This window comes from Tumidithrix helvetica PCC 7403 (genome assembly GCF_965232925.1).
In the GTDB taxonomy this organism is placed as follows: Bacteria; Cyanobacteriota; Cyanobacteriia; order Pseudanabaenales; family Pseudanabaenaceae; genus Tumidithrix; species Tumidithrix helvetica.
The window spans coordinates 1-18,301 of sequence record NZ_CBDDRA010000001.1; the positions used below are offsets into that span (position 1 = coordinate 1).

At 45.1% G+C, this 18,301-nt stretch carries 16 protein-coding genes; 8 read left to right on the plus strand and 8 right to left on the minus strand.

The window, feature by feature from the left end:
* Window positions 1–84: 84 nt before the first annotated feature.
* The 4 genes from ACP2WE_RS00005 to ACP2WE_RS00020 form a co-directional block, all read right to left on the minus strand.
* Window positions 85–492, minus strand: a complete 408-nt coding sequence (locus tag ACP2WE_RS00005; RefSeq protein WP_425213567.1) for a hypothetical protein — start codon at window positions 490–492, stop codon at window positions 85–87.
* A 343-nt stretch (window positions 493–835) separates the two neighbouring features.
* The gene (locus tag ACP2WE_RS00010; RefSeq protein WP_425213568.1) at window positions 836–3,964 is read right to left on the minus strand and encodes a HEAT repeat domain-containing protein; all 3,129 of its coding nucleotides are present in this window, start codon (window positions 3,962–3,964) and stop codon (window positions 836–838) included.
* Between the two features lie 66 nt (window positions 3,965–4,030).
* Window positions 4,031–4,291: a type II toxin-antitoxin system RelE family toxin gene (locus tag ACP2WE_RS00015; RefSeq protein ID WP_425213569.1), complete on the minus strand. Its 261-nt coding sequence runs from the start codon at window positions 4,289–4,291 to the stop codon at window positions 4,031–4,033.
* Entirely contained in the window at window positions 4,284–4,526 is a 243-nt protein-coding gene (locus ACP2WE_RS00020; RefSeq protein WP_425213570.1) for a hypothetical protein, read from the minus strand. The genes ACP2WE_RS00015 and ACP2WE_RS00020 overlap by 8 nt, the downstream gene beginning before the upstream one ends.
* A 182-nt stretch (window positions 4,527–4,708) precedes the next feature.
* On the opposite strand from ACP2WE_RS00020, the gene ACP2WE_RS00025 reads away from it, so the two are divergent.
* From ACP2WE_RS00025 to ACP2WE_RS00050, 6 genes are all read left to right on the plus strand, one after another.
* Entirely contained in the window at window positions 4,709–5,017 is a 309-nt protein-coding gene (locus tag ACP2WE_RS00025) for a DUF433 domain-containing protein (protein ID WP_425213571.1), read from the plus strand.
* Between the two features lie 108 nt (window positions 5,018–5,125).
* The gene (gene thrB / locus ACP2WE_RS00030; RefSeq protein ID WP_425213572.1) at window positions 5,126–6,025 is read left to right on the plus strand and encodes a homoserine kinase; all 900 of its coding nucleotides are present in this window, start codon (window positions 5,126–5,128) and stop codon (window positions 6,023–6,025) included.
* A gap of 174 nt (window positions 6,026–6,199) precedes the next feature.
* Window positions 6,200–6,460, plus strand: coding sequence for a hypothetical protein (locus ACP2WE_RS00035; RefSeq protein WP_425213573.1), 261 nt, complete (start codon window positions 6,200–6,202; stop codon window positions 6,458–6,460).
* A 24-nt stretch (window positions 6,461–6,484) separates the two neighbouring features.
* Window positions 6,485–7,465 carry a Gfo/Idh/MocA family protein gene (locus ACP2WE_RS00040; protein WP_425213574.1) on the plus strand — a complete coding sequence of 327 codons (981 nt, stop codon included), beginning with the start codon at window positions 6,485–6,487 and terminating at the stop codon, window positions 7,463–7,465.
* 192 nt (window positions 7,466–7,657) lie between these two features.
* On the plus strand, window positions 7,658–8,692 hold the full coding sequence (locus tag ACP2WE_RS00045) for an AAA-like domain-containing protein (protein ID WP_425213575.1): 1,035 nt from the start codon (window positions 7,658–7,660) through the stop codon (window positions 8,690–8,692).
* On the plus strand, window positions 8,664–9,713 hold the full coding sequence (locus ACP2WE_RS00050; protein ID WP_425213576.1) for a DUF1176 domain-containing protein: 1,050 nt from the start codon (window positions 8,664–8,666) through the stop codon (window positions 9,711–9,713). The genes ACP2WE_RS00045 and ACP2WE_RS00050 overlap by 29 nt, the downstream gene beginning before the upstream one ends.
* Before the next feature lie 171 nt (window positions 9,714–9,884).
* Here ACP2WE_RS00050 and rbp read toward each other — a convergent pair whose 3' ends face one another.
* Window positions 9,885–10,187: an RNA-binding regulator gene (gene rbp, locus ACP2WE_RS00055; protein WP_330486395.1), complete on the minus strand. Its 303-nt coding sequence runs from the start codon at window positions 10,185–10,187 to the stop codon at window positions 9,885–9,887.
* Between the two features lie 295 nt (window positions 10,188–10,482).
* Here rbp and ACP2WE_RS00060 point away from each other — a divergent pair, with 295 nt between their 5' ends.
* On the plus strand, window positions 10,483–12,585 hold the full coding sequence (locus tag ACP2WE_RS00060; protein WP_425213577.1) for an SPFH domain-containing protein: 2,103 nt from the start codon (window positions 10,483–10,485) through the stop codon (window positions 12,583–12,585).
* A 103-nt stretch (window positions 12,586–12,688) separates the two neighbouring features.
* Here ACP2WE_RS00060 and ACP2WE_RS00065 read toward each other — a convergent pair whose 3' ends face one another.
* Window positions 12,689–15,289, minus strand: a complete 2,601-nt coding sequence (locus tag ACP2WE_RS00065) for a colicin uptake protein (protein WP_425213578.1) — start codon at window positions 15,287–15,289, stop codon at window positions 12,689–12,691.
* Between the two features lie 327 nt (window positions 15,290–15,616).
* On the opposite strand from ACP2WE_RS00065, the gene ACP2WE_RS00070 reads away from it, so the two are divergent.
* Window positions 15,617–15,964: an SH3 domain-containing protein gene (locus ACP2WE_RS00070; RefSeq protein WP_425213579.1), complete on the plus strand. Its 348-nt coding sequence runs from the start codon at window positions 15,617–15,619 to the stop codon at window positions 15,962–15,964.
* Between the two features lie 247 nt (window positions 15,965–16,211).
* Here the strand turns inward: ACP2WE_RS00070 and ACP2WE_RS00075 are convergent, their stop codons facing one another.
* Window positions 16,212–17,663, minus strand: a complete 1,452-nt coding sequence (locus ACP2WE_RS00075) for a DUF4335 domain-containing protein (RefSeq protein ID WP_425213580.1) — start codon at window positions 17,661–17,663, stop codon at window positions 16,212–16,214.
* On the minus strand, window positions 17,660–18,229 hold the full coding sequence (locus ACP2WE_RS00080) for a DUF3038 domain-containing protein (protein ID WP_425213581.1): 570 nt from the start codon (window positions 18,227–18,229) through the stop codon (window positions 17,660–17,662). Before ACP2WE_RS00080 ends, ACP2WE_RS00075 begins: the two co-directional genes overlap by 4 nt.
* Between the last annotated feature and the right edge of the window lie 72 nt (window positions 18,230–18,301).

The following is an 18,301-nucleotide window of genomic DNA, read 5'->3' on the forward strand; positions in this document are numbered from 1 at the left end:
TGCCCTTCTTCATGTGCTTTGATGATGCATTTTCTCAGGTCTTCTGAATATGCGACTCCCATTCTTTTCCTCTTTTCTCTAATTCTACCTTGTGTCCGTACTTTCTTGAAAACCGCGATATGATTGGTTATGATGTTCTCTTACTGCTTCATAGAGGCGACGTGACATCTCAATAGGAATTCCAGCAGGAGGACATTGAACTTTTACCCATTCAATGCCACCTGCAAGAATCACTTTGATCAGGTCAGGTGTGGATTCAAGCAGTTCTAAGAATTTGTGAACGAAACTCTCCTTTTGAGTCTCAGTAGTAGGAGGATAGGTTTGAGCAAGCTGATTTAATATGTCTTGAATCTTTTGGGCAGCTACAGCAAGGTCTTGTTCGGTTATATTTACATTTTGCTGAAATTTGATATTACTATTTTCAGCAGCATAGTTGACACCGATAGTTGCATTGTTTTGATTGAAGTTGATGATTGGTTGTTTGTCAGTCATGATGGTTAGTCCTTTCTAGTTATATCTTTGATAATTTGGTTAAATTTGATATTGCTATTTTCAGCAGCATAGCCAACGCCTATAGTTGAGTGGCTTTGGTCAAAATAATTGACTATGGGTTTTCCTTGTGTTGACAAGTAAAGATTTTCTCCTTTTTGTGTTTCTAATTCAGAAAGATGGGCGACTTCATAGTTGTAATACTGGCAATTTAACTGAATGGAAGCGATCGAATATAGTGCCTGTACACCAAACTCAGTTTTGACGAGTTCAAATAACTGAGGTAAATACTCAGCAGCAGAATCTTTTTGAAATTGACTGAAAGCCTGATATACAGAATCTTGAACTAGCTCATCAGGATCTTTTGTAGATTGATTAGGTCTGGAATTGATTCTCTATCTTGAATTGACCCTAATTCAATAATTGCAGAAGACCTTACTAAGAAGTCAGGATCTTTTAATGCCTTGAGAAGTTCTATTTTCACCTCTGGACAACCTAATTTAATAAGAGCTTCTAATACATTTCTACGAGTAGTAGAGTCTTCGCATCTTATGGCTTTTAATAGAGATGGACATGCTTTTTTATCTCCGAGTTGTCCTAAAGCTGATGCTGCACACGCCTTATTCGAGGGATTTTCATTCTCAATGATTTTAATTAATTGTGGTATGGCTTTACTTAGAATTTCAATTTCTTCTGGAAATTGTCGAATTAATTTAGCATCTAAAATATTGCAAGCACTAAGTTGAACCCAACTATCTGAATCACTCAATGCTTCTATTACTTTTGACAGCGCATCTCTTCCCAAGAAGGTATACAATTTCTGGATTGCATTACCTCTTTGAATGGGAATATTAGATTTTAAAGCAGAAATACACTGTTCTGCTTCTCTTTTTTGTATTGCCTCATGATTAAGACGTGAAGACTTTATATTTTTCTGGATTTGCAAAGATATTTGATCTCTCACAAATTCCAATGAATGTTCAGATTCCAAATGAACATAATGATCTAAATCTAAACGTGCTTCGTTTAAGAGAGGAATAACTTCGCTACCACCTAATTCCCTCAACATTTTTACTACAGTTATTTTAAGTGATACATCTTTACTAGATAAAACTTTAGACAAGGTATTTAGAACCTTTTGGCGATCAAGTTCTTTTAATGTTTCAACTGCTAGTCTCTTTATTTGACGTTCAGGATTTTCTGTCGCTTTGAGTAAGCTAAGAATTGCTTCTTCATTCACAAATTTTTGCAATGCGAATACCGCTCTTAGGCGAACATCTACTGATGAGTCATTTTGTAACACTCTATCCAAAATTGGGATTGCAATGTTATTCTTAGAGTCACCTAAAGCCCAAACTATATTTTCTCGAATTTTAGGGGCTGAGTCTTTCAAAGCAATCTCCGATAGAGTAATAATTACATCGCAAGGCATTTTTCTTAATGCCCAAGCCGCTCTTCTACGAACATTTTCATTTTGATGGCTGAGTAAAGTTTTGAACCCATCGACAGATTGAATTGACTCAGTTTTTTCTAAAAGCGTAATTTTAACAAGGTCAGTCGTATTAATATTTTCAACTAGCTTAACTGTTGTCTCCTGAATTTCTGCTTTTGCCTCACCTGATAGTCTTGCGCCCAAAAATAAATCAACATCTAAAGCTTGTTGTACGACTTGTTCTACTAAATCATTGATGTCTGGGAACCCAAGCATGATAGCGATCGCCTCAGTCCATTTTAGATAATTGAGATAATCCATCTGAAATGGCGTATATTTCTGATCTTCTTTTTTTTCTATAAGTTCAGGTAGCTTAGCAAGTATATACTCTGCCGCATAGTACTCTTGAAGCGATGGATGGCAAAACTGAACTTTACGACTACCAGCAGTTCCATTACATTGTAATAAATGATTGCTCAATAAATTTTTCCGTATTTTTTCTCTGCCAATCAAGGTCAGAACATCTCCTTCATTAAAAGGCTTTTCAGAACGAGTCATTTCAAATGCAAGTAAGCTTAACTGGGATCGCATCTCGGTCAAAACAACCCAATCAACTTCATCTTTCGCTTCTCTGGAATAGATATCTGTAAATTCCTGGTAAGCTTCTCCACGAGTATTAGGAGTCTCTTTAAGAGGATTTTGCTTAAAAATAATGTATAACATCCAAACCATCAGAGGAGTTTGCCCAAAATCACGCACGCGATCGCATAACTCCTGAACCCGACTATTACCATGATGATCGGGTAATTTTTCACTAAAAAAGTCTTTAACCTTTTCAGAGCTTAATGGTTGAATTTCTAGCTTTGTCTGGATGCCTAAATTACCTACATTAATATCGCGTGTAGTTGCAATCATCGGGAGATGATCACCACAGAAATACTTAAAAGCTCTATATCCATCACTTGATAACTCATTAACACCATCTGCAAGCAGCACTAACCGCTTATACTTAATAAGTCTCTTTATATAAGTTATCTGTTCACTTTCCTGCATCTCTTCCAAAAATTCAAATCCTTCAAATGCATCTCTAATCAATAGTAAAAAATCTGACTGATTCTGATAATCTTTTAACTTAATTAATAGTGGAATAGGAGAATTTGGATTTTGTAGTGCTTCTTTTGCCGCTTCAAGCAAAACTTTAGCTAAAATAGTTGATTTACCCGCTCCTGCTTTACCAACAATTAAAACTCGTTCGCTTGAAACTTGGCTAAGTGCATCTAAAATTGGCAATATAGCTGTCTTATCATCATCACTCGCTGAAAGTGAATTAGTCTCATTATTGAGTTTAGACTTAGGCACCTTTACAGTTAGTTCAAGCTCCTGCCAAGGTGCATTATTAATTTCATTCATGAAAGAATAAGAATCTTCCCACCAATCTTGATATTTCTGCTTAACAGCCTCTAGATAATTCCCTTCCTCCAAACTCATCACACCATTTGCTTTTGCACAATCCATTGCTAGTTGCTTTTCTTTTCTTATTTCATCTATTTCATTAATAGTGGCTTGATGGATCTCTTCACCACGACGGATAAAAACAGTGCTTTTCGGATATCGCGTTCCATTAGGGAGCATCAGATCGCGGGTTGTTTCATGCAAATAAGGTGTGGGCGGAATAGATACTATGAATAGTTGTTTACTATCCATCTCTATGAATTTGCATTGGATATCAGGAATAGGTGGATTACAGCAAGCATTAACTTTTTGAAGGATTTCTTTAGGAGTCAATGTAATGTGACTACAATCATACAAGTCTCTTGTTCCATCAGATTTCAGTTTGTCTTCAACTCCAACAATCAAAAATGCCGTTTCCCCAGCAGTACCAATATTCCCATTTACTAAAGCCAAAACATCTCTAACAAACTCATCTTGAAATTTAGCTTTCATTGACTTGTCAGATGAATCAACCATGTTCAACTGTCGCTTGAAGTCAAACTTTAACCCCTCTTTCCTTCCTAGCAATTCCTTAAGTTTTTCAATATTCATGGCAGAGGCATTAAGAAGGTTACAATTGAGGCAGAGTGATTGAGTAGCAACTATGCTTGTAATATCTCACCTATACACATCCTTCCGATGGGCGATCAAGAAGATTGTAATATTCTTGCTTTTCTCATCAACGAGATAAACCACTCTGTAATCACCAATGCGATATCGCCAATAGCCCAAAAAATTTCCTTTTAGTTTCTTAATATCAGAACCTTGATAAGGGTTTTGACTCAAATTATCAAAGCATTCATTCAATTGAAGGACTAACTCATTCTCAGCTTTATCGTAGAACTTTTGAGCCTTACGAGTCATCAATATCTCATACATGGCGGCGAATACTTTTGAAAGAAACTACATCCCCTCTTTCAACCTCTCGTAAAGCCTCTTGAAAGTCATTTTCAAAGTTAGGAATACTCAATAACTCATCTGTTGCCTCATTGCTTTCTCTTTCGTCCAGATAAGCTAAAAAATCAGCAGCCACGCGCAACCGTTCAGGTGAGAGCCTTTTCAAAATTGCCTCGATCTTTTGGACAGTATAGAGATTTTCAGCAATAACTTCCATATAAATCACCCGAAATACATACTGCTAACATTTTACAAGAAAATTAAGTTAGGTCGATTTAGCAATCACCTTTAGCTAGTCTGATGTAGATCGCGACTCTGCCCAAAACAAATGCGATAGCTCGTGCTTTATTTGCTGCAATCGTAAAAAATAATCACATTGTTTACAATATAGTGTAGCCAGTGAACTCAAAACCTTGTATGCGATCGCTAAACACAGAGATCCTTAACGGAGAACCCTATAGCTATTATCCACTTGGACAATACGTCGTTCGAGCCGTTGGAGTTTGTGGCGATCGCCCAACCTTCAAATATACGCGCATCGAAATTACAGGCGCGATCGAACGGCTAGCTACAGGTGAAAGTATGGATAACATTGTGCAGGGATTTCGCGGACGCGTATCCCGTGAGGCAATTTCAGAAGCTCTCCAAGTTGTAACCACCCATTTTCTTGAAAGTCTTCCAAGTAGCATGATTGTCCTTAACGAATAACTTATTGCGATCTCTTATACATTCTTTACGACGAGGTACACAGAAGCTAAGATGGCGCGATGTAGAATCGCTATGCTCCTTATTTGTTAATAATTTCAGTCTAAGCCTATGTTTGAAGTCTCAGTTCCTGCCACCACTGGTAATCTTGGTCCCGGGTTTGACTGTTTAGGTGCAGCCCTATCGCTTTATAACAAGTTTCAGTTTGCGGTGTCAGACGAGCTGAAGATTACAGCCTCTGGGGCAGGGGCAGATAAAGTTGCGAAAAATAAATCCAACCTTGTTTACGAGAGCTTAGAAAAGTTTTATGCCCATATCGGTCAGCCAAAACCAATTATCTCTCTACATATTGATGCTCAGGTTCCGCTAGCAAGGGGGTTAGGTAGCTCGGCAACGGCAATTGTGGGTGGATTGGTAGGGGCAAATCTCTTGGCTGGCTCCCCTCTAGATCAAAAAGATTTGCTGCAATTGGCGATCGACATGGAGGGACATCCCGATAATGTCGTACCTGCCATGTTAGGCGGCTGCTATTTGATGGCTTCCAATAAAAGTGGCGGATGGGAATTTTGTCCAATTAACTGGCATAAACAGGTGGCGATCGCGATCGCCATTCCCAACTTTGAGCTTTCGACTGCCAAAGCCCGTCAAGTTTTGCCCCGCGACGTTCCGATGAAAGATGCCATCTTTAATGCCTCGCACTTAGCCCTGTTAACCCACGCCCTTACCACGGGCAATCAAGATTGGCTGCAATCGGGCTTGCAAGATCGCCTCCATCAACCCTACCGTCAAAGCCTAATTCCGGGGATGGAAGCCGTCCAGAAAGCGACGATCGAGGCAGGAGCCTATGGCATGGTGATCAGTGGGGCTGGCCCAACCCTATTAGCGCTTGGTAGCCCTGCTAAAATAGAAGCAGTAGCAGAAGCAATGCGTGCGGCTTGGCAAGAAACGGGTATGATTTCGACAGCGAAATGCCTCGCGATCGCCAAGAATGGCACAACTATTACAGGTTAATTGCCTGAAGCACTTCAGCTACCTTAGCTTGCTACGGTTGACTACAGCGCTGAGACTGCGATCGCTTTGACGATCTGCGATCGGCGGTAGTGTATATTGTGGCTAATCTTTGTAGGCTAAAATCTCTATAGGTCTCTCGGTTAATATTCATTTTGTCAGTCGTTTGGAATCTCTATGACTAAATTCCAGTTTCTTCTGGTCTCAGCCCTAGTAACCTCGGTCGTTTTCCTATTTATCGGCAGCCGTGATAGTAACTCACTGGCAGCCATGTTTCCCGTGGTCGCAATTATGACCCTCTCAGCACTGGCAAATCGCTTTGTTTCTGAGCCTGTCTGGGAAAAAGTGGCAATTTGGGCAAATACGACTGCTGGTCGCCGGATCTTTCGGACAAAGCAAAAACGCTTGCCCCCTTCTAGATCTCGCCGCATCCGCTAGCCATTGATTGGGATTTCTAATTCTTTGAGTAAACTAACTTCACCCTTACGCGTTGGTATTGTTGGTACTGGCTTTGTTGCCAAGTTACGCGCTGAAATTTTAAGCCAAGATCCGAGGGTACAACTCAAAGCGATCGCAGGTAGCGCCGACAAAGCCAATGCCCTTGCCCAAGCCTTTAATATCGAAGCCCATTCCTATTGGTCTGAGCTAGTGGTCAGACCCGATCTCGATCTCGTGGTTGTTGCCAATGTCAATCGCGATCACGGTGCAGTTGTGGCTCAAGCACTTAGAGCGGGTAAGCATGTCATTGTCGAATATCCTCTAGCCTTTAGCTATTTCGAAGCGGAAGCTCTCGTGCAATTGGCTCAAGCCAACCATTTACTCCTCCATGTCGAACATCTCGAACTGCTCGGTGCGGTTCATCAAACTGTCACAAAGGTTTTGCCAGACCTAGGGGAGCCATTTTATGCGCGTTATGTGACTCAAAATCCCCAGCGTCCAGCCCCAGATAAATGGACCTATATGCCAGAGCTGTTTGGGTTTCCCTTGGTCGCCGCAGTTTCGCGCGTGCATCGATTGACGGCTCTATTTGGTAAAGTCAAGTCGGTTGCTTGTCAGTTGCGCTATCAAGGCGATGCCTTGCCTCGACGATATACTTCTTGTATTTGCAACGCCCAGCTTCAGTTTGTCAGTGGGCTAGTTGCCGATATTAGCTACAGCAAAGGCGAACATCTGTGGAAATCAGAGCGCAGTATGGAGATTCAAGGTAGCAGTGGTGCTGTTTTATTTGAGGGTGAGTCGGGCAAATTAATTACGGCAGATGGTGAAACCGTACTTACCGTCGATAGTCCTAAGGGTCTGTTTAAACGCGATACAGAAAATGTTTTAGACTATTTGTTTGATGGCGTTCCACTCTATACCAATTCGGACAGTTCGCTCCACGCGATCGCAGTCGCCTGCGCTGCCGAAAAAGCGGCAAAAACAAATACTGTGATTGAAGTTTAAAGCGATCGCTGAGAAATCGATTTGCGTATGAGAAGATACATAAGAAAACTGTAAGAGAGTGTTTGAGAAGTTAAGCAAGTCGCTTTAGGAGAATTTGAATCATCGCCTCAGGTGGCGCTAGTTCCAACCTCAAAATTACGGTTAAGTGTGCATTTCCCAAGAAACCTGCCTAATTTTTAAACATTCCCCGCTATGGCAATCAACAAAGTACTGCTGCTATCAGCCAATCCAACCAATACCGATCGCTTGCGGGTAGAGGCAGAATTTCGCGAAATCGAGACCTGTTGTCAAAAATCGACGTTACGCGATCGCTTTGCGATTGTGGCAAAAGGAGCCTTACGGATTGAGGATCTGCAACCCGTTTTGATTCAAGAAGCACCCAAAGTGGTGCATTTTTCGGGACATGGGGCAGCAGAGAATGGATTGGTTTTAGAAACGGATGCAGGCACATGGGAACTGGTTGCCACAGAACCCCTCGCGGAACTGTTTCGCATTCTCCAAAATGGTATTGATTGCGTCGTGTTAAATGCTTGTTTCTCTCAGGTGCAGGCAGAGGCGATCGCCCATCATGTGCCCTACGTCTTGGGCATAAATCAGGCAATTGGCGATACGGCAGCGATCGCATTTGCCAAGGGATTTTATGGCGCACTGTTTGAAGGCAAATCGGCGAAGGATGCCTTTGAGTTGGGCAAAAATCGCATCGCCTTAAAAAATATTCCCGAAGTTCAAACACCAGTTCTGATAGAACGCCACGGCGGAACACATCCCCAAAATGGGAATCGCATCCCCAACCAAGTTTTACCACTCCAGATCGCGCTAGAAGAACCCGAAGGAACGGTACGAATTGGTTTGCAATTCTACATTCCCCGATCGCCTCAAGAAGAAGGCGCCTACGAAGCGATCGCCCGCCTCCATGCTCTCTTTCGTTTCAAGTCTCCCGATCGCATGGGCAAATCTTCGCTCTTAGTGCGAACCTTAGAAGAAGCCCGTCGATTGGGCAACCGCACGACATGGAGCGACCTGCAAAAATGCGATCGCAAATTCCTAGAAAACATGGATCGGTTTTTGCAATGGTTCTGTGTTGTGATTGGACGCAATTTGGGCGTGAAAGCCAAACCAACCGATAGATGGGATGATGTTTTTGGCGCCAATGGTATCTGTACGGAATTTTTTGAAGAACATCTGATCGGCGAGGATTATGAAAAAACTTTTGCAACTGGGGCTTAGTCTGGGAGCGATCGCGCTGACTTCTTGGAGTTGCACATCTCCCGCACCGAATGCTAGTTCCAGTCCTGCAAGCACGCCCCAACCTACACAAACTCCCTCTGCGATCCCGACCACACCCAAGCCCGTAACCTCCCCAACGACCGAGGCTGCTCCAACGACTAGAGTCCTTGCGATCGGCGATCTTAAAGAATTGGGAAGCGATCGCGTTTGTCAAAATGCCCATTCCGACAGCATTCTATTTGCTTATACGGAAACGCGCAACTTCAAAATATATTTGTGTGCGGAGGAGCAACTTCCCGATCGCCCTCGTTGGTATATCAGCAAAAATATGGATGGTTCCAGTGGTATTAGCCTTGATGGAAAATCCTCTAATCCACTCAGGGAAGATATCATCGAATTTCAGAACGAGGGCTATACCTATACGATTGAAATCCCCACCGCCCAAAATCTCGCACCTTCTTTACGAATAACTTTTCCCAATGGTTTGATTAAGTTCGAGCCCCTATTACGTTATCTCGGATACAAAGGCAACTCGGCAGTTCGTCCAGATCGAGAGGAACCTCTGCAAGCAGTTTTACGCGATCGCGCCAGGTTTGGGATCTGCGATTCCAACTTTAGAGAATCAGATGCAAGTCAGCATTCTAAAATCTACAATCTGGGGCAAGATAAGTATTTGGTGATGGTGCAATGTTTTTTTGCAGCCTATCAGGGCTCTTACGCGCTGGTTCTCTATAACGCTAACACCAAAGAGATTCGCCTGCTCAGTTTGGATGACTTTAAGCAAGAAGATGGTCGAATTCTTAAAACTACTACTACGCAGTTTGCAGGGCTGCCAAAGTTTAACGCCAGTACGGGCATTTTGAGCAATTACACCAAGTCGAGGGGTGTGGGTGACTGCGGTACTTTTGCCAAGTACAAATTTGAGAACGAGCAATTTGTCTTGCAAGAATATCGCGCCAAATTTAGCTGTGATGGACGCGCGATCGATCCCGCCCAGTATCCTCTGATCTATCCCAAATAGAGCGATCCCAAATAGAGCGATCGCCGATCGTAGCAAAAGGCTCAAACATTGCTGCTTGAGCCTTTTGTGGTCAGATAAATTTATTTGGTGAAAATTGAACCTTTCAGTTCTTTCTTACAGCCATGAATTTACGACATTCGATCTAAAATCCAAAGAATTGAAATTCAAGATTTAGTAGTTACGTGAGAAGCTGTTGCCTCTACGTCCACCACCACCAAATGAACCTCTGTCTTCACGAGGCTTAGCCTTGTTGACTTTCAGATCGCGACCCATCCATTCTGCTCCGTCAAGAGCTTCGATGGCAGCCGTTTCCTCTGTTTCCGTTCCCATTTCGACAAAACCAAAGCCACGCATGCGACCCGTTTCGCGATCGGTAGGGAGCTGAACACGCTTGACTGTGCCATACTCTGCAAATGCAGCGCTTAGGTCAGCCTCTGTAACCTCATAGGATAGGTTACCAACGTAAATTGACATAAATTATCTCCAAAACTTAGAAGTGTGTAGAGAGTGAAATTTCGGAGGGAAGCCTGCCAATGCAAAACACGAAAAACTCGCTAATACGATAAACAAATGCCGCAACCGATACTTAATTCTCACCCCACTAACCTAGCACACTTTCCAGAAAGTGGAGCAAAGCCTTGGGATTCAGCTTCAATTGTAAAGAAACGTAAAGAATTGCGTAAGTAGCTTATCGATCGCTGATGGCTCGTTATGGCTGATTGAATATAGTGATAGTGCGCTCTACACGCAAATAACTTGGTTAAAGCTTATGAAACCGATCGTTACCAATTTAAAGTTCGCTCAATTCACGAAGATTGTATCCCTCGCTACAGCACTCATTGCTGCGATCGCTTCGACAGGCGTGACTTTCTCAGCAAGTTCCGCACAGGCGAATACTGCTTCCAGCATTTCTCAAAGGGCAAAAAACACGACTTCTGTTGCTTCCACACCCAATAAGTTAGAAGCCAAGTCTGAGCCTTTATTTGAGACTGCTCAAAAACTTCAACAAGATCCTTCTCAAATCGCTCAAAATTCGAGTCAAACTGCCAAACGTACAGACGAGCAAACTGCGATCCCCATCCAGATGGCTGGTTTCGATCTGCCCATATGGATTTATCCTGTGGGTGGGGCAATCTTTCTGGTTTTCTTTTTGCCCCAGCTTGGTTGGATTTTAGGCTTAATTGTGGTGGGCGAACGAGAGGTTGGCATTGTAGTCAAGAAATTCTCTAGTCGTAGCCTTCCCCCAGGACAGTTGGTGGCACTCAACGGAGAAGCAGGGTTTCAAGCAGATACGCTCCCCCCTGGTTGGCACTTTGGCTATTTCCCTTGGCAATATAATGTCAAAAGAGAACCCGTGGTGGAAGTGCCGCAAAATGAAATCGGGCTAATCTTGGCTAATGATGGTCTGCCCATTCCCCCCCAGCGCATTTTGGGTAAAGTCGTGGAATGCGACGATTTTCAAGATGCACGCAAGTTTCTTACGAGTGGTGGTGAAAAAGGGCGACAACTAGGAATTGTGACAGCGGGTACGTATCGAATCAATACGGCGCTATTTAGTGTAATCACATCTAAAAACTGCGCTCAGCATGGCATGAGTCCTAAACAGTTGCTGGTACATACGGTCGATCCGAGTACGGTGGGAATTGTTACTACCCTAGATGGTGCGCCCATTGACGAGGGAGAGATTGCTGGGGCTATTGTTCCAGCTCATGACAACTTCCAGAAAGCCCAATCGTTTGTCGAGAATGGGGGGCATAGAGGTCTGCAAGAGCAAGTGATTCTTTCGGGCTCTTGGAATCTCAATCCCTGGTTTGCTGAGGTTCAGCAGGTTCCCATGACTGAGGTTCCCATAGGTTATGTAGGTGTGGTGATTTCCTTCGTAGGGCGATCGCATGAAGATGTCAGTGGCGATTCATTTACCCATGGCAATCTCGTTAACGTTGGCAACAAGGGGGTTTGGGTCGATCCGCTTTACCCCGGCAAACATCCTCTCAACACGCAAATCATGAAGGTGGAACTCGTGCCCACCACCAATATCGTGTTGAATTTCTCATCGCGGATCAACAGCGATCATGGCTATGATACTAAATTGAGTGCCTTGAAATTACTCTCCTTTGATGGTTTCACCTTCGATCTAGAGGTATTCCAAATCATCCATGTCGGCGCACAGGATGCCCCCAAAGTGATTTCGCGACTCGGCTCGATGCAAAATCTCGTCGATCACGTTCTGCGCCCCATTGTCGGTAACTACTTCCGCAACTCGGCACAGGAATATACGATTCTTGACTTCCTCACAGCCCGTAGCGATCGCCAAGCAGAGGCAGCAGAATACGTACGGGTAGCTCTCCGCGCCTATGATGTCATGGCAGTGGATACCCTGATAGGTCTGATTACGCCGCCGCCCGAGTTGATGCAAACCTTAACCGATCGCAAGATTGCCGAGGAACAGCAAAAAACCTACGAAGTACAGCGCGTTGCACAAACCCAACGTCAAGAGTTGGTCAGAGAAACTGCCCTCGCAGATATTCAGCAGAAGGTAGTAACTGCCGAGCAAGGCGTGAAGATTTCGGAATTGGAGGCTAATTCCAGAGTGATGGAAGCCAATGGTGAAGCCGAATCCATTCGCGTGACGGGTCAAGCCAAAGCCGAAGTTTATCAAGCGGGTGTAAATGCTTTGGGTGCGCAGGGCTTTACCGCTTTACAACTCATGCAGGTAATCGGCGACAACGGCGTGCGTGTCGTGCCTGATGTCGCTGTCAGTGGTAACAACGGTGCAGGTCTGGTTGATGGACTGATGGGAATGCTTTTATGGAATCAAACCAAGGAGAACCATGCTGAAAATGGCGGTCAGACTGTCACTGTGAATAGTTAGTCTGCTGATAAGAAGTAACTTCCTTCTAAACATAAGAGGCAGTTCGTAATCGTTACGAACTGCCCACAAAATCAAAATAAATCTACTAAATTTACAATGCATCCTACTGACCAATCAGTCCAGTTGCCGTACCAAATAAATTGATTGGATTTTTGCCATCCGTGATTAAAACACTCTGGAGTCCCAAGGATTGTAATAAGCGAGCCTGCATCTCAGGCCCAGCCTGTGCCATTGCCTTAAGCGTTTCCGCTCCAATTGCTTCCACTTTTTCTCGAAATTCCACAGTATTGATCTGTGCCATGGCAGTAGCTTTAGCAATTTCTAATTCATTCAAAGCGCGTTGGTGCGCCAGCTCCGCCTCATAATTAGCTGTGAGCTTTGCGAGTTCGGCTTCATAACGAATCCTTGCGGCTTCGGTTTCCTGCTGTGCTAGATTCACGGCTAACTCACCTTGAATTCTGGCTGCTTCCGCTTTCGCTCTGGCTTCGGCGGTTGCGTGCCCCGTTGACTCGATCGCCGCATTCTCAGCTTGACATTCCAAAAGTTGCTTGCGTTCGAGTTCGGCAGCACCGCGATCGACAATGATTTGCCGTTCCAATCGGGCTTTAGCCTCTTGTTCGATCCGCTCAGCATCACGCCGCGCTGCCGCCTCTTGGGCATCCGTCGTAATTTGAATTGCAATTTGCACAGACTTTTGCAGGCTCTCTAACGTGCGTTCATCTACAGGTTCTACCGATTGGATGTCAATATTGGTAATCACGAGGTTATGCGTGCGAAAACGGAACTCATCGCGAATATGACCTTCCTCATCAGTACCAAACACAGCCAAGCGAATAATGCGGGCAGAATTGCGATGGAACTCGTCGAACTTCACACTGGCAACCGCACCGCGTACCCGCGAAGCGATCGCCTTGCAAGCATCTCCGACAAAATCAGGAACTTGAAATAGATGTGCTGCTGCCGCTTCATCGTGGCGATCGACATCAAAGTACCAGTTGTAAGAAAGTTGGAGTTGCAAACGTGCGTGATCGCAGGTTTCCACGGTAAACACATCGGTCATAAAGTCGGGACCTAGCAACAAAGCCAAGGACTTGATCAGATTGGGTTGCTTGGGCTTCCCTCCTGACAAACTCAACACGGTAAAAGCCTCATCGGGCTCTAGCATGACCAGATCGGGACCAAATACGGTGCGTGCAGTTCTGTCTTTGTAATCGTGCAACTGTACGGCGGCATTTTGCGGTACGTGAAATACCACAGCTCTGGTGCGATCTCGTTTCACGATGCCTTGGGCGTACTCTTGAAGATTGAGTACAGGCTGACCGCGATCGCTGACAGGATTTCCTTTTTTTGTGAGGAGTTCTTCAACGATAGCAGGCAAATCTTTTTCCCACAGTTGCTCGTAGGGACTGAGCATATAGGCTTGCGGCCCGCTGACGAGACGCAATTCTCCAGTTTGGGTATTGCGCACGTAAATCCCTTCATTCTTGTCTAAGGGAATCGCTTTGCGGCGCTCTACGACCTCGACCTCCACACGCGGAATATAGTCTCTAGGTCCCGCCAGCATCCATAGATCGCCTGGCTGACGCTCGCTCGTTTCACCTTCGCCTTCGCTGAAGGCTTCTTTTGCCCTGAGTAAGAGTGATTCCTGTTCGCCGAGAATATAAATCGTTTGAATGCCATTCTCTAAAGACTCGCCTGGATGCAGGAAGAAAGAAGCTCTACCTTGACGTACTTCTCGCAAACCTAACTGAGGCTTGCCCGTGCGATCGATTGGATCGAGAACAATGCACCACTCGCGATCGCCGAGGGTTGTAATTGCAACCTCCCCCACCACTTCTTCATAGACATCAGGGATGTGAATTTCAGCATCTTCGAGGGTGACCAACCACTGATCGCCTGCACGTCTTTGTCGTCCAAACACATCGGTAAACGTACGTCTGGCTCTAAGATGTAGGGCTTTTCGTTCGGTAAGAACGTAGGCTTTTAGCATATCCACGACTTCTTCATCAACACCGGGGAGATATGCGCCTTCTTCACGAACCAGCCATTCTTCACCAGCTCGGCGGCGAATTCCTTGACGATCTATACAGTCTTGGCGCGCGATCAGTCGCAGTGCTTGATTTGGCTTCATCACTTTAGCTGTCACTGTCTCTATCACTTCAACTTCCACACGCGGAATATAGGTAGCTGAACCCTCAAATAACCACTCTTCTCCCGCAGTGCGAGAAATTGTTTGCTCCTGTACCTGTCCATCTATGGATACTGAAATCTCATCCGTAAAGTCTCGAATTGCTCTGAGCCGAAGCGCTTGATTCATCTCCACGACCTTCAAGCGCGTTACTTCTCCAACGAGTTCCTCATCTGGATAGAGCGGGAAAGGATCTTGGGCAAAACGGATTTCTTGATCGCCATAGTGCAAGCGCACTTGACCGTGTGGATCGACCATGGGTACTCCATCTCGATCGCGCATGACTGGGTTCGTGACAATGCAGTAGTGGCGGGGCGGTACGATAATCATGGGCTCGGGGCGCAAGATCAGCCGTTCGTGATCTTTTAAGGTAATCGTCTGTGGTCCAATCTCTAAGCGCGTGATGCCAGTATTGTTATCCAGAATGTGAATGAATTGTTGAGGTTTGAGGCGAATTACCCCTGCTGAAGTCGCTTGCACTTCTTTGGCTTCAAGTCTGCGATCGCTGGCTTGCATATGTAAACTCCATTTCTAAGTTCCTGCTTTTCATTCTATCGTTTCCTCTATTTGTGCTTGCGATCGAGATTACTAGCCAACAGCGATCTCAATCATAAAATCCCTATGAAATCTTGTTTTTCTCCTTGCTTAGCGGAACATATTCATCAGGAATGGAGTCATAGGGACTCAGCCAAGATAAAGATACGTTACCCACTTTCGGGAAAGTTGATTGGAAACTAAATTTTGTTGCTTATCTCTTGACAAATATAGAATATAAGCATTAGTACCATGAAGCGAGCTAGGAAAATCAACACCCCAACCACTGGTTCGTCAAACATAAAATCTATGAATATCAGAGCTTTGTTACTCACTGCAATCGCATCCACAGCAACACTTTTACCCCAATTTACCCCGATCGCTACTGCCCAAGAACGGAGCGATTGCTATGTCGAAATTGTTGGACAACAGCAGGGTTCGCGCGTGAATATGCGGACAGGAGCAGGAACCGAATATGGCAGCCCAGGTTTTATCTTGGTCGGTCAAGTTGTGAATATGTTGAATAATTATTCTGGAAATCGCATTAGCCGTATAGATAGCGAAGGCGCAACTTGGTTTTACGTGGAATATACTCCAAGTCGAACCAGAGGATGGGTGCGCGAAGATTTTATTGCACCCAATTGTGTAAATTATTAATAGTCCAGCTTTAGTTCGGGTTAAGGATTTTGGAACAGAGTAAGCCGACTTGCTGGAACCGAGGGGTTTGATCCCCCTGCCCGATAGGGTATCCTCCTTGAAAAAGGGAAGTGAGTTCTCCCCCTTTTTTCCAAGGGGGGCTGGGGGGAATCCTTGGAATGTATAGCGTTTCAGGTTTTCTTAGCCCGAACTGACGTTATTTATCTAGAGAACTCGATACAGACTGTCTGCCATAGAAGCGAAAGCACTATTGAATTTGTAGAACTAACCGCAATCTAACAGGAGTATTCGATACACCTCCCTGAAGGGCTTGAGGTGCAGTCCAGTTGAGCAGCGATCGCTGAATCTCATCCACTGCTGCTTTGCTATCGGTATTGTAAAAATTCGAGGATTGCGTATCGATCGCGACGGATTCCACATGGCGATCGCGTAGCACCAATTCGATCGCGATCGTTCCACGCAAAGTCGACGACAATCGCAGGGTTTGCAAATATTCAGAAAGGGATGTGACATAAGCATTTGAGGTGTCTTTGCGCAGCCCAATCTCATCATCGACGGACTCAAGGCTGACAACTTTAATCGCAGACGGGCGATCGCGATCTTGAGGTTTAGGCATCGCATCTTCCACAGGTTTACCTGTGTTCGAAGTTGTCGAACCTGAAGCAATTCCATCTACTTTTCTTTCCGCAGCCAGATCTCCTCCCGATGGAGCAGGAACGCTGGCGCGACCTGATTGCACTGAAGTTCCAGGCTGCTGTCTTTCTTCCAATTTGGGTTCCAAATTCGGTACGATTGGATTTGCCCGCATGGGTGGAGCAGGAGCATTGCTTGGTGTAGTCACAGAAGCAGGAGGTGCTACAGGAGCAGGGGGTGTTATAGCTACTTTATCGATTTCAGGACGGCGGAAGCGATTGTCTGTAGTACCAAAGTTCGGTTGCACTGTAGGAGCTATAGGAGTTGTAGAACCAGTATTCGGTGTAACTTGCGTTCTCGCATTGCCCTGTGGTGGCGTTTGGACTGAAGGAAGTGGATCGGTCTTACTGGGATTTGGCTGACTGAGAGTTGGCTGGCTGGGTTGCATCGCCACATTCCCATTAGTATCTTTATTCGGACTAGTCTTAGCACTGCCCACACCCGATCTGGCTTGGGGGGAATTGGCTTGTTCAGAACTAGAACCCACATTAGAATTAGGCGTAGAAGCAATCTGTAAACTGGGAGACTGCGGCGTCAACAGGCGCAGTCCGCCCAAGGTCACACCAACGGAAGCGATCGCCACTGCCACAATTTTTAGCCAAGCAGGTGTTACCCGTCTGACCTCTAGCTCAAGGCTGGGCAAGATTGCAATCTCATCGGCACATTGCTCTAGGCTGGTAAACAGATCGAATAGCTGGAGCGTACTCAAGTTGAGTGCGTGAAAATTCGGAATCGTAAGGGTATGGGTGAGATCGGGTAAGCGATCGCTACTTAACAGGCGATCGACATGGGTAATTACTGCCTCAATCAGCCTTGTCATCTGGCTTTGATTCCCTTTAATCACCTTTTGCTGCGTTTGCTGCTCGATCCGCAGGCGAAAGCGGAGATTTTTGGCAACAGGACGATCTGTCCATTCTGACAGGGGCGATCGCTCTGACCAAACCTCTAGCAAACAGGTAGGCAGATCGTAGCGACGCATTTGAGATGTCTGGGATTGAGAATTCATGAACGGCTGCGCTCTAATAAAGCCACCCAAAGATGGCGAGAACCCGTAGGCGAACTATAAAACAATAGGTCTATTAATAATTTTAACGCTAACTTTTGTAATGCGTCTGGCGCAAGTTGATCTTCTTCTGCCATGCGCTCTTGATAGAGGTTGTTAAACTGATCGAGATAGTCCCCCAAGATCGCCTCTTTGTAAGGTGGGCGCTTGTTTGCCGTACATTTCTCCAACTGTGCCACGGCATTCCGAATGCCGAACTGACTTTTTACCGCCAGATAACCGCTGATCAGGGTCATTGCTCTTGCTTCATCGACGTCTAACTTTTTGCGTCCCCCCTTGCCTTTACGCAACGGACTTGCCTGCCGCAGTCGCCAAAGCGTAATGCGATCGCTGAGTACCTCATGTAAGCCTAAATCTTCAGCCGCTTGTAGCATTGCCTCTGAGCCAATCCCTGTTAGCGCCTCTAATGCCAAAAGCACCAAGTCCAGATGCGCCTTGATCGGCTGCAATTGGGCTAACTCCGCGTCTGGGGAAATATTGGAAGTGTCCGACGATCGCTCTGGGTTCATGCTGTGAAGTAGTTAGCCAATCTTTAGCCAAATCTGAAGACGCGCTGTATTAGAGGCTTGTTGCAAATTGAT

What these genes read in the sequence shown, in the direction of transcription:
- rbp (WP_330486395.1), bottom strand. Translation starts at nt 10,187, where the DNA reads ATGTCAATTTACGTTGGTAACCTATCCTATGAGGTTACAGAGGCTGAC.
- ACP2WE_RS00075 (WP_425213580.1), bottom strand. Translation starts at nt 17,663, where the DNA reads ATGAATTCTCAATCCCAGACATCTCAAATGCGTCGCTACGATCTGCCT.
- thrB (WP_425213572.1), top strand. Translation starts at nt 5,126, where the DNA reads ATGTTTGAAGTCTCAGTTCCTGCCACCACTGGTAATCTTGGTCCCGGG.
- ACP2WE_RS00045 (WP_425213575.1), top strand. Translation starts at nt 7,658, where the DNA reads ATGGCAATCAACAAAGTACTGCTGCTATCAGCCAATCCAACCAATACC.
- ACP2WE_RS00015 (WP_425213569.1), bottom strand. Translation starts at nt 4,291, where the DNA reads ATGTATGAGATATTGATGACTCGTAAGGCTCAAAAGTTCTACGATAAA.
- ACP2WE_RS00060 (WP_425213577.1), top strand. Translation starts at nt 10,483, where the DNA reads ATGAAACCGATCGTTACCAATTTAAAGTTCGCTCAATTCACGAAGATT.
- ACP2WE_RS00065 (WP_425213578.1), bottom strand. Translation starts at nt 15,289, where the DNA reads ATGCAAGCCAGCGATCGCAGACTTGAAGCCAAAGAAGTGCAAGCGACT.
- ACP2WE_RS00070 (WP_425213579.1), top strand. Translation starts at nt 15,617, where the DNA reads ATGAATATCAGAGCTTTGTTACTCACTGCAATCGCATCCACAGCAACA.
- ACP2WE_RS00035 (WP_425213573.1), top strand. Translation starts at nt 6,200, where the DNA reads ATGACTAAATTCCAGTTTCTTCTGGTCTCAGCCCTAGTAACCTCGGTC.
- ACP2WE_RS00010 (WP_425213568.1), bottom strand. Translation starts at nt 3,964, where the DNA reads ATGAATATTGAAAAACTTAAGGAATTGCTAGGAAGGAAAGAGGGGTTA.
- ACP2WE_RS00005 (WP_425213567.1), bottom strand. Translation starts at nt 492, where the DNA reads ATGACTGACAAACAACCAATCATCAACTTCAATCAAAACAATGCAACT.
- ACP2WE_RS00080 (WP_425213581.1), bottom strand. Translation starts at nt 18,229, where the DNA reads ATGAACCCAGAGCGATCGTCGGACACTTCCAATATTTCCCCAGACGCG.
- ACP2WE_RS00050 (WP_425213576.1), top strand. Translation starts at nt 8,664, where the DNA reads ATGAAAAAACTTTTGCAACTGGGGCTTAGTCTGGGAGCGATCGCGCTG.
- ACP2WE_RS00020 (WP_425213570.1), bottom strand. Translation starts at nt 4,526, where the DNA reads ATGGAAGTTATTGCTGAAAATCTCTATACTGTCCAAAAGATCGAGGCA.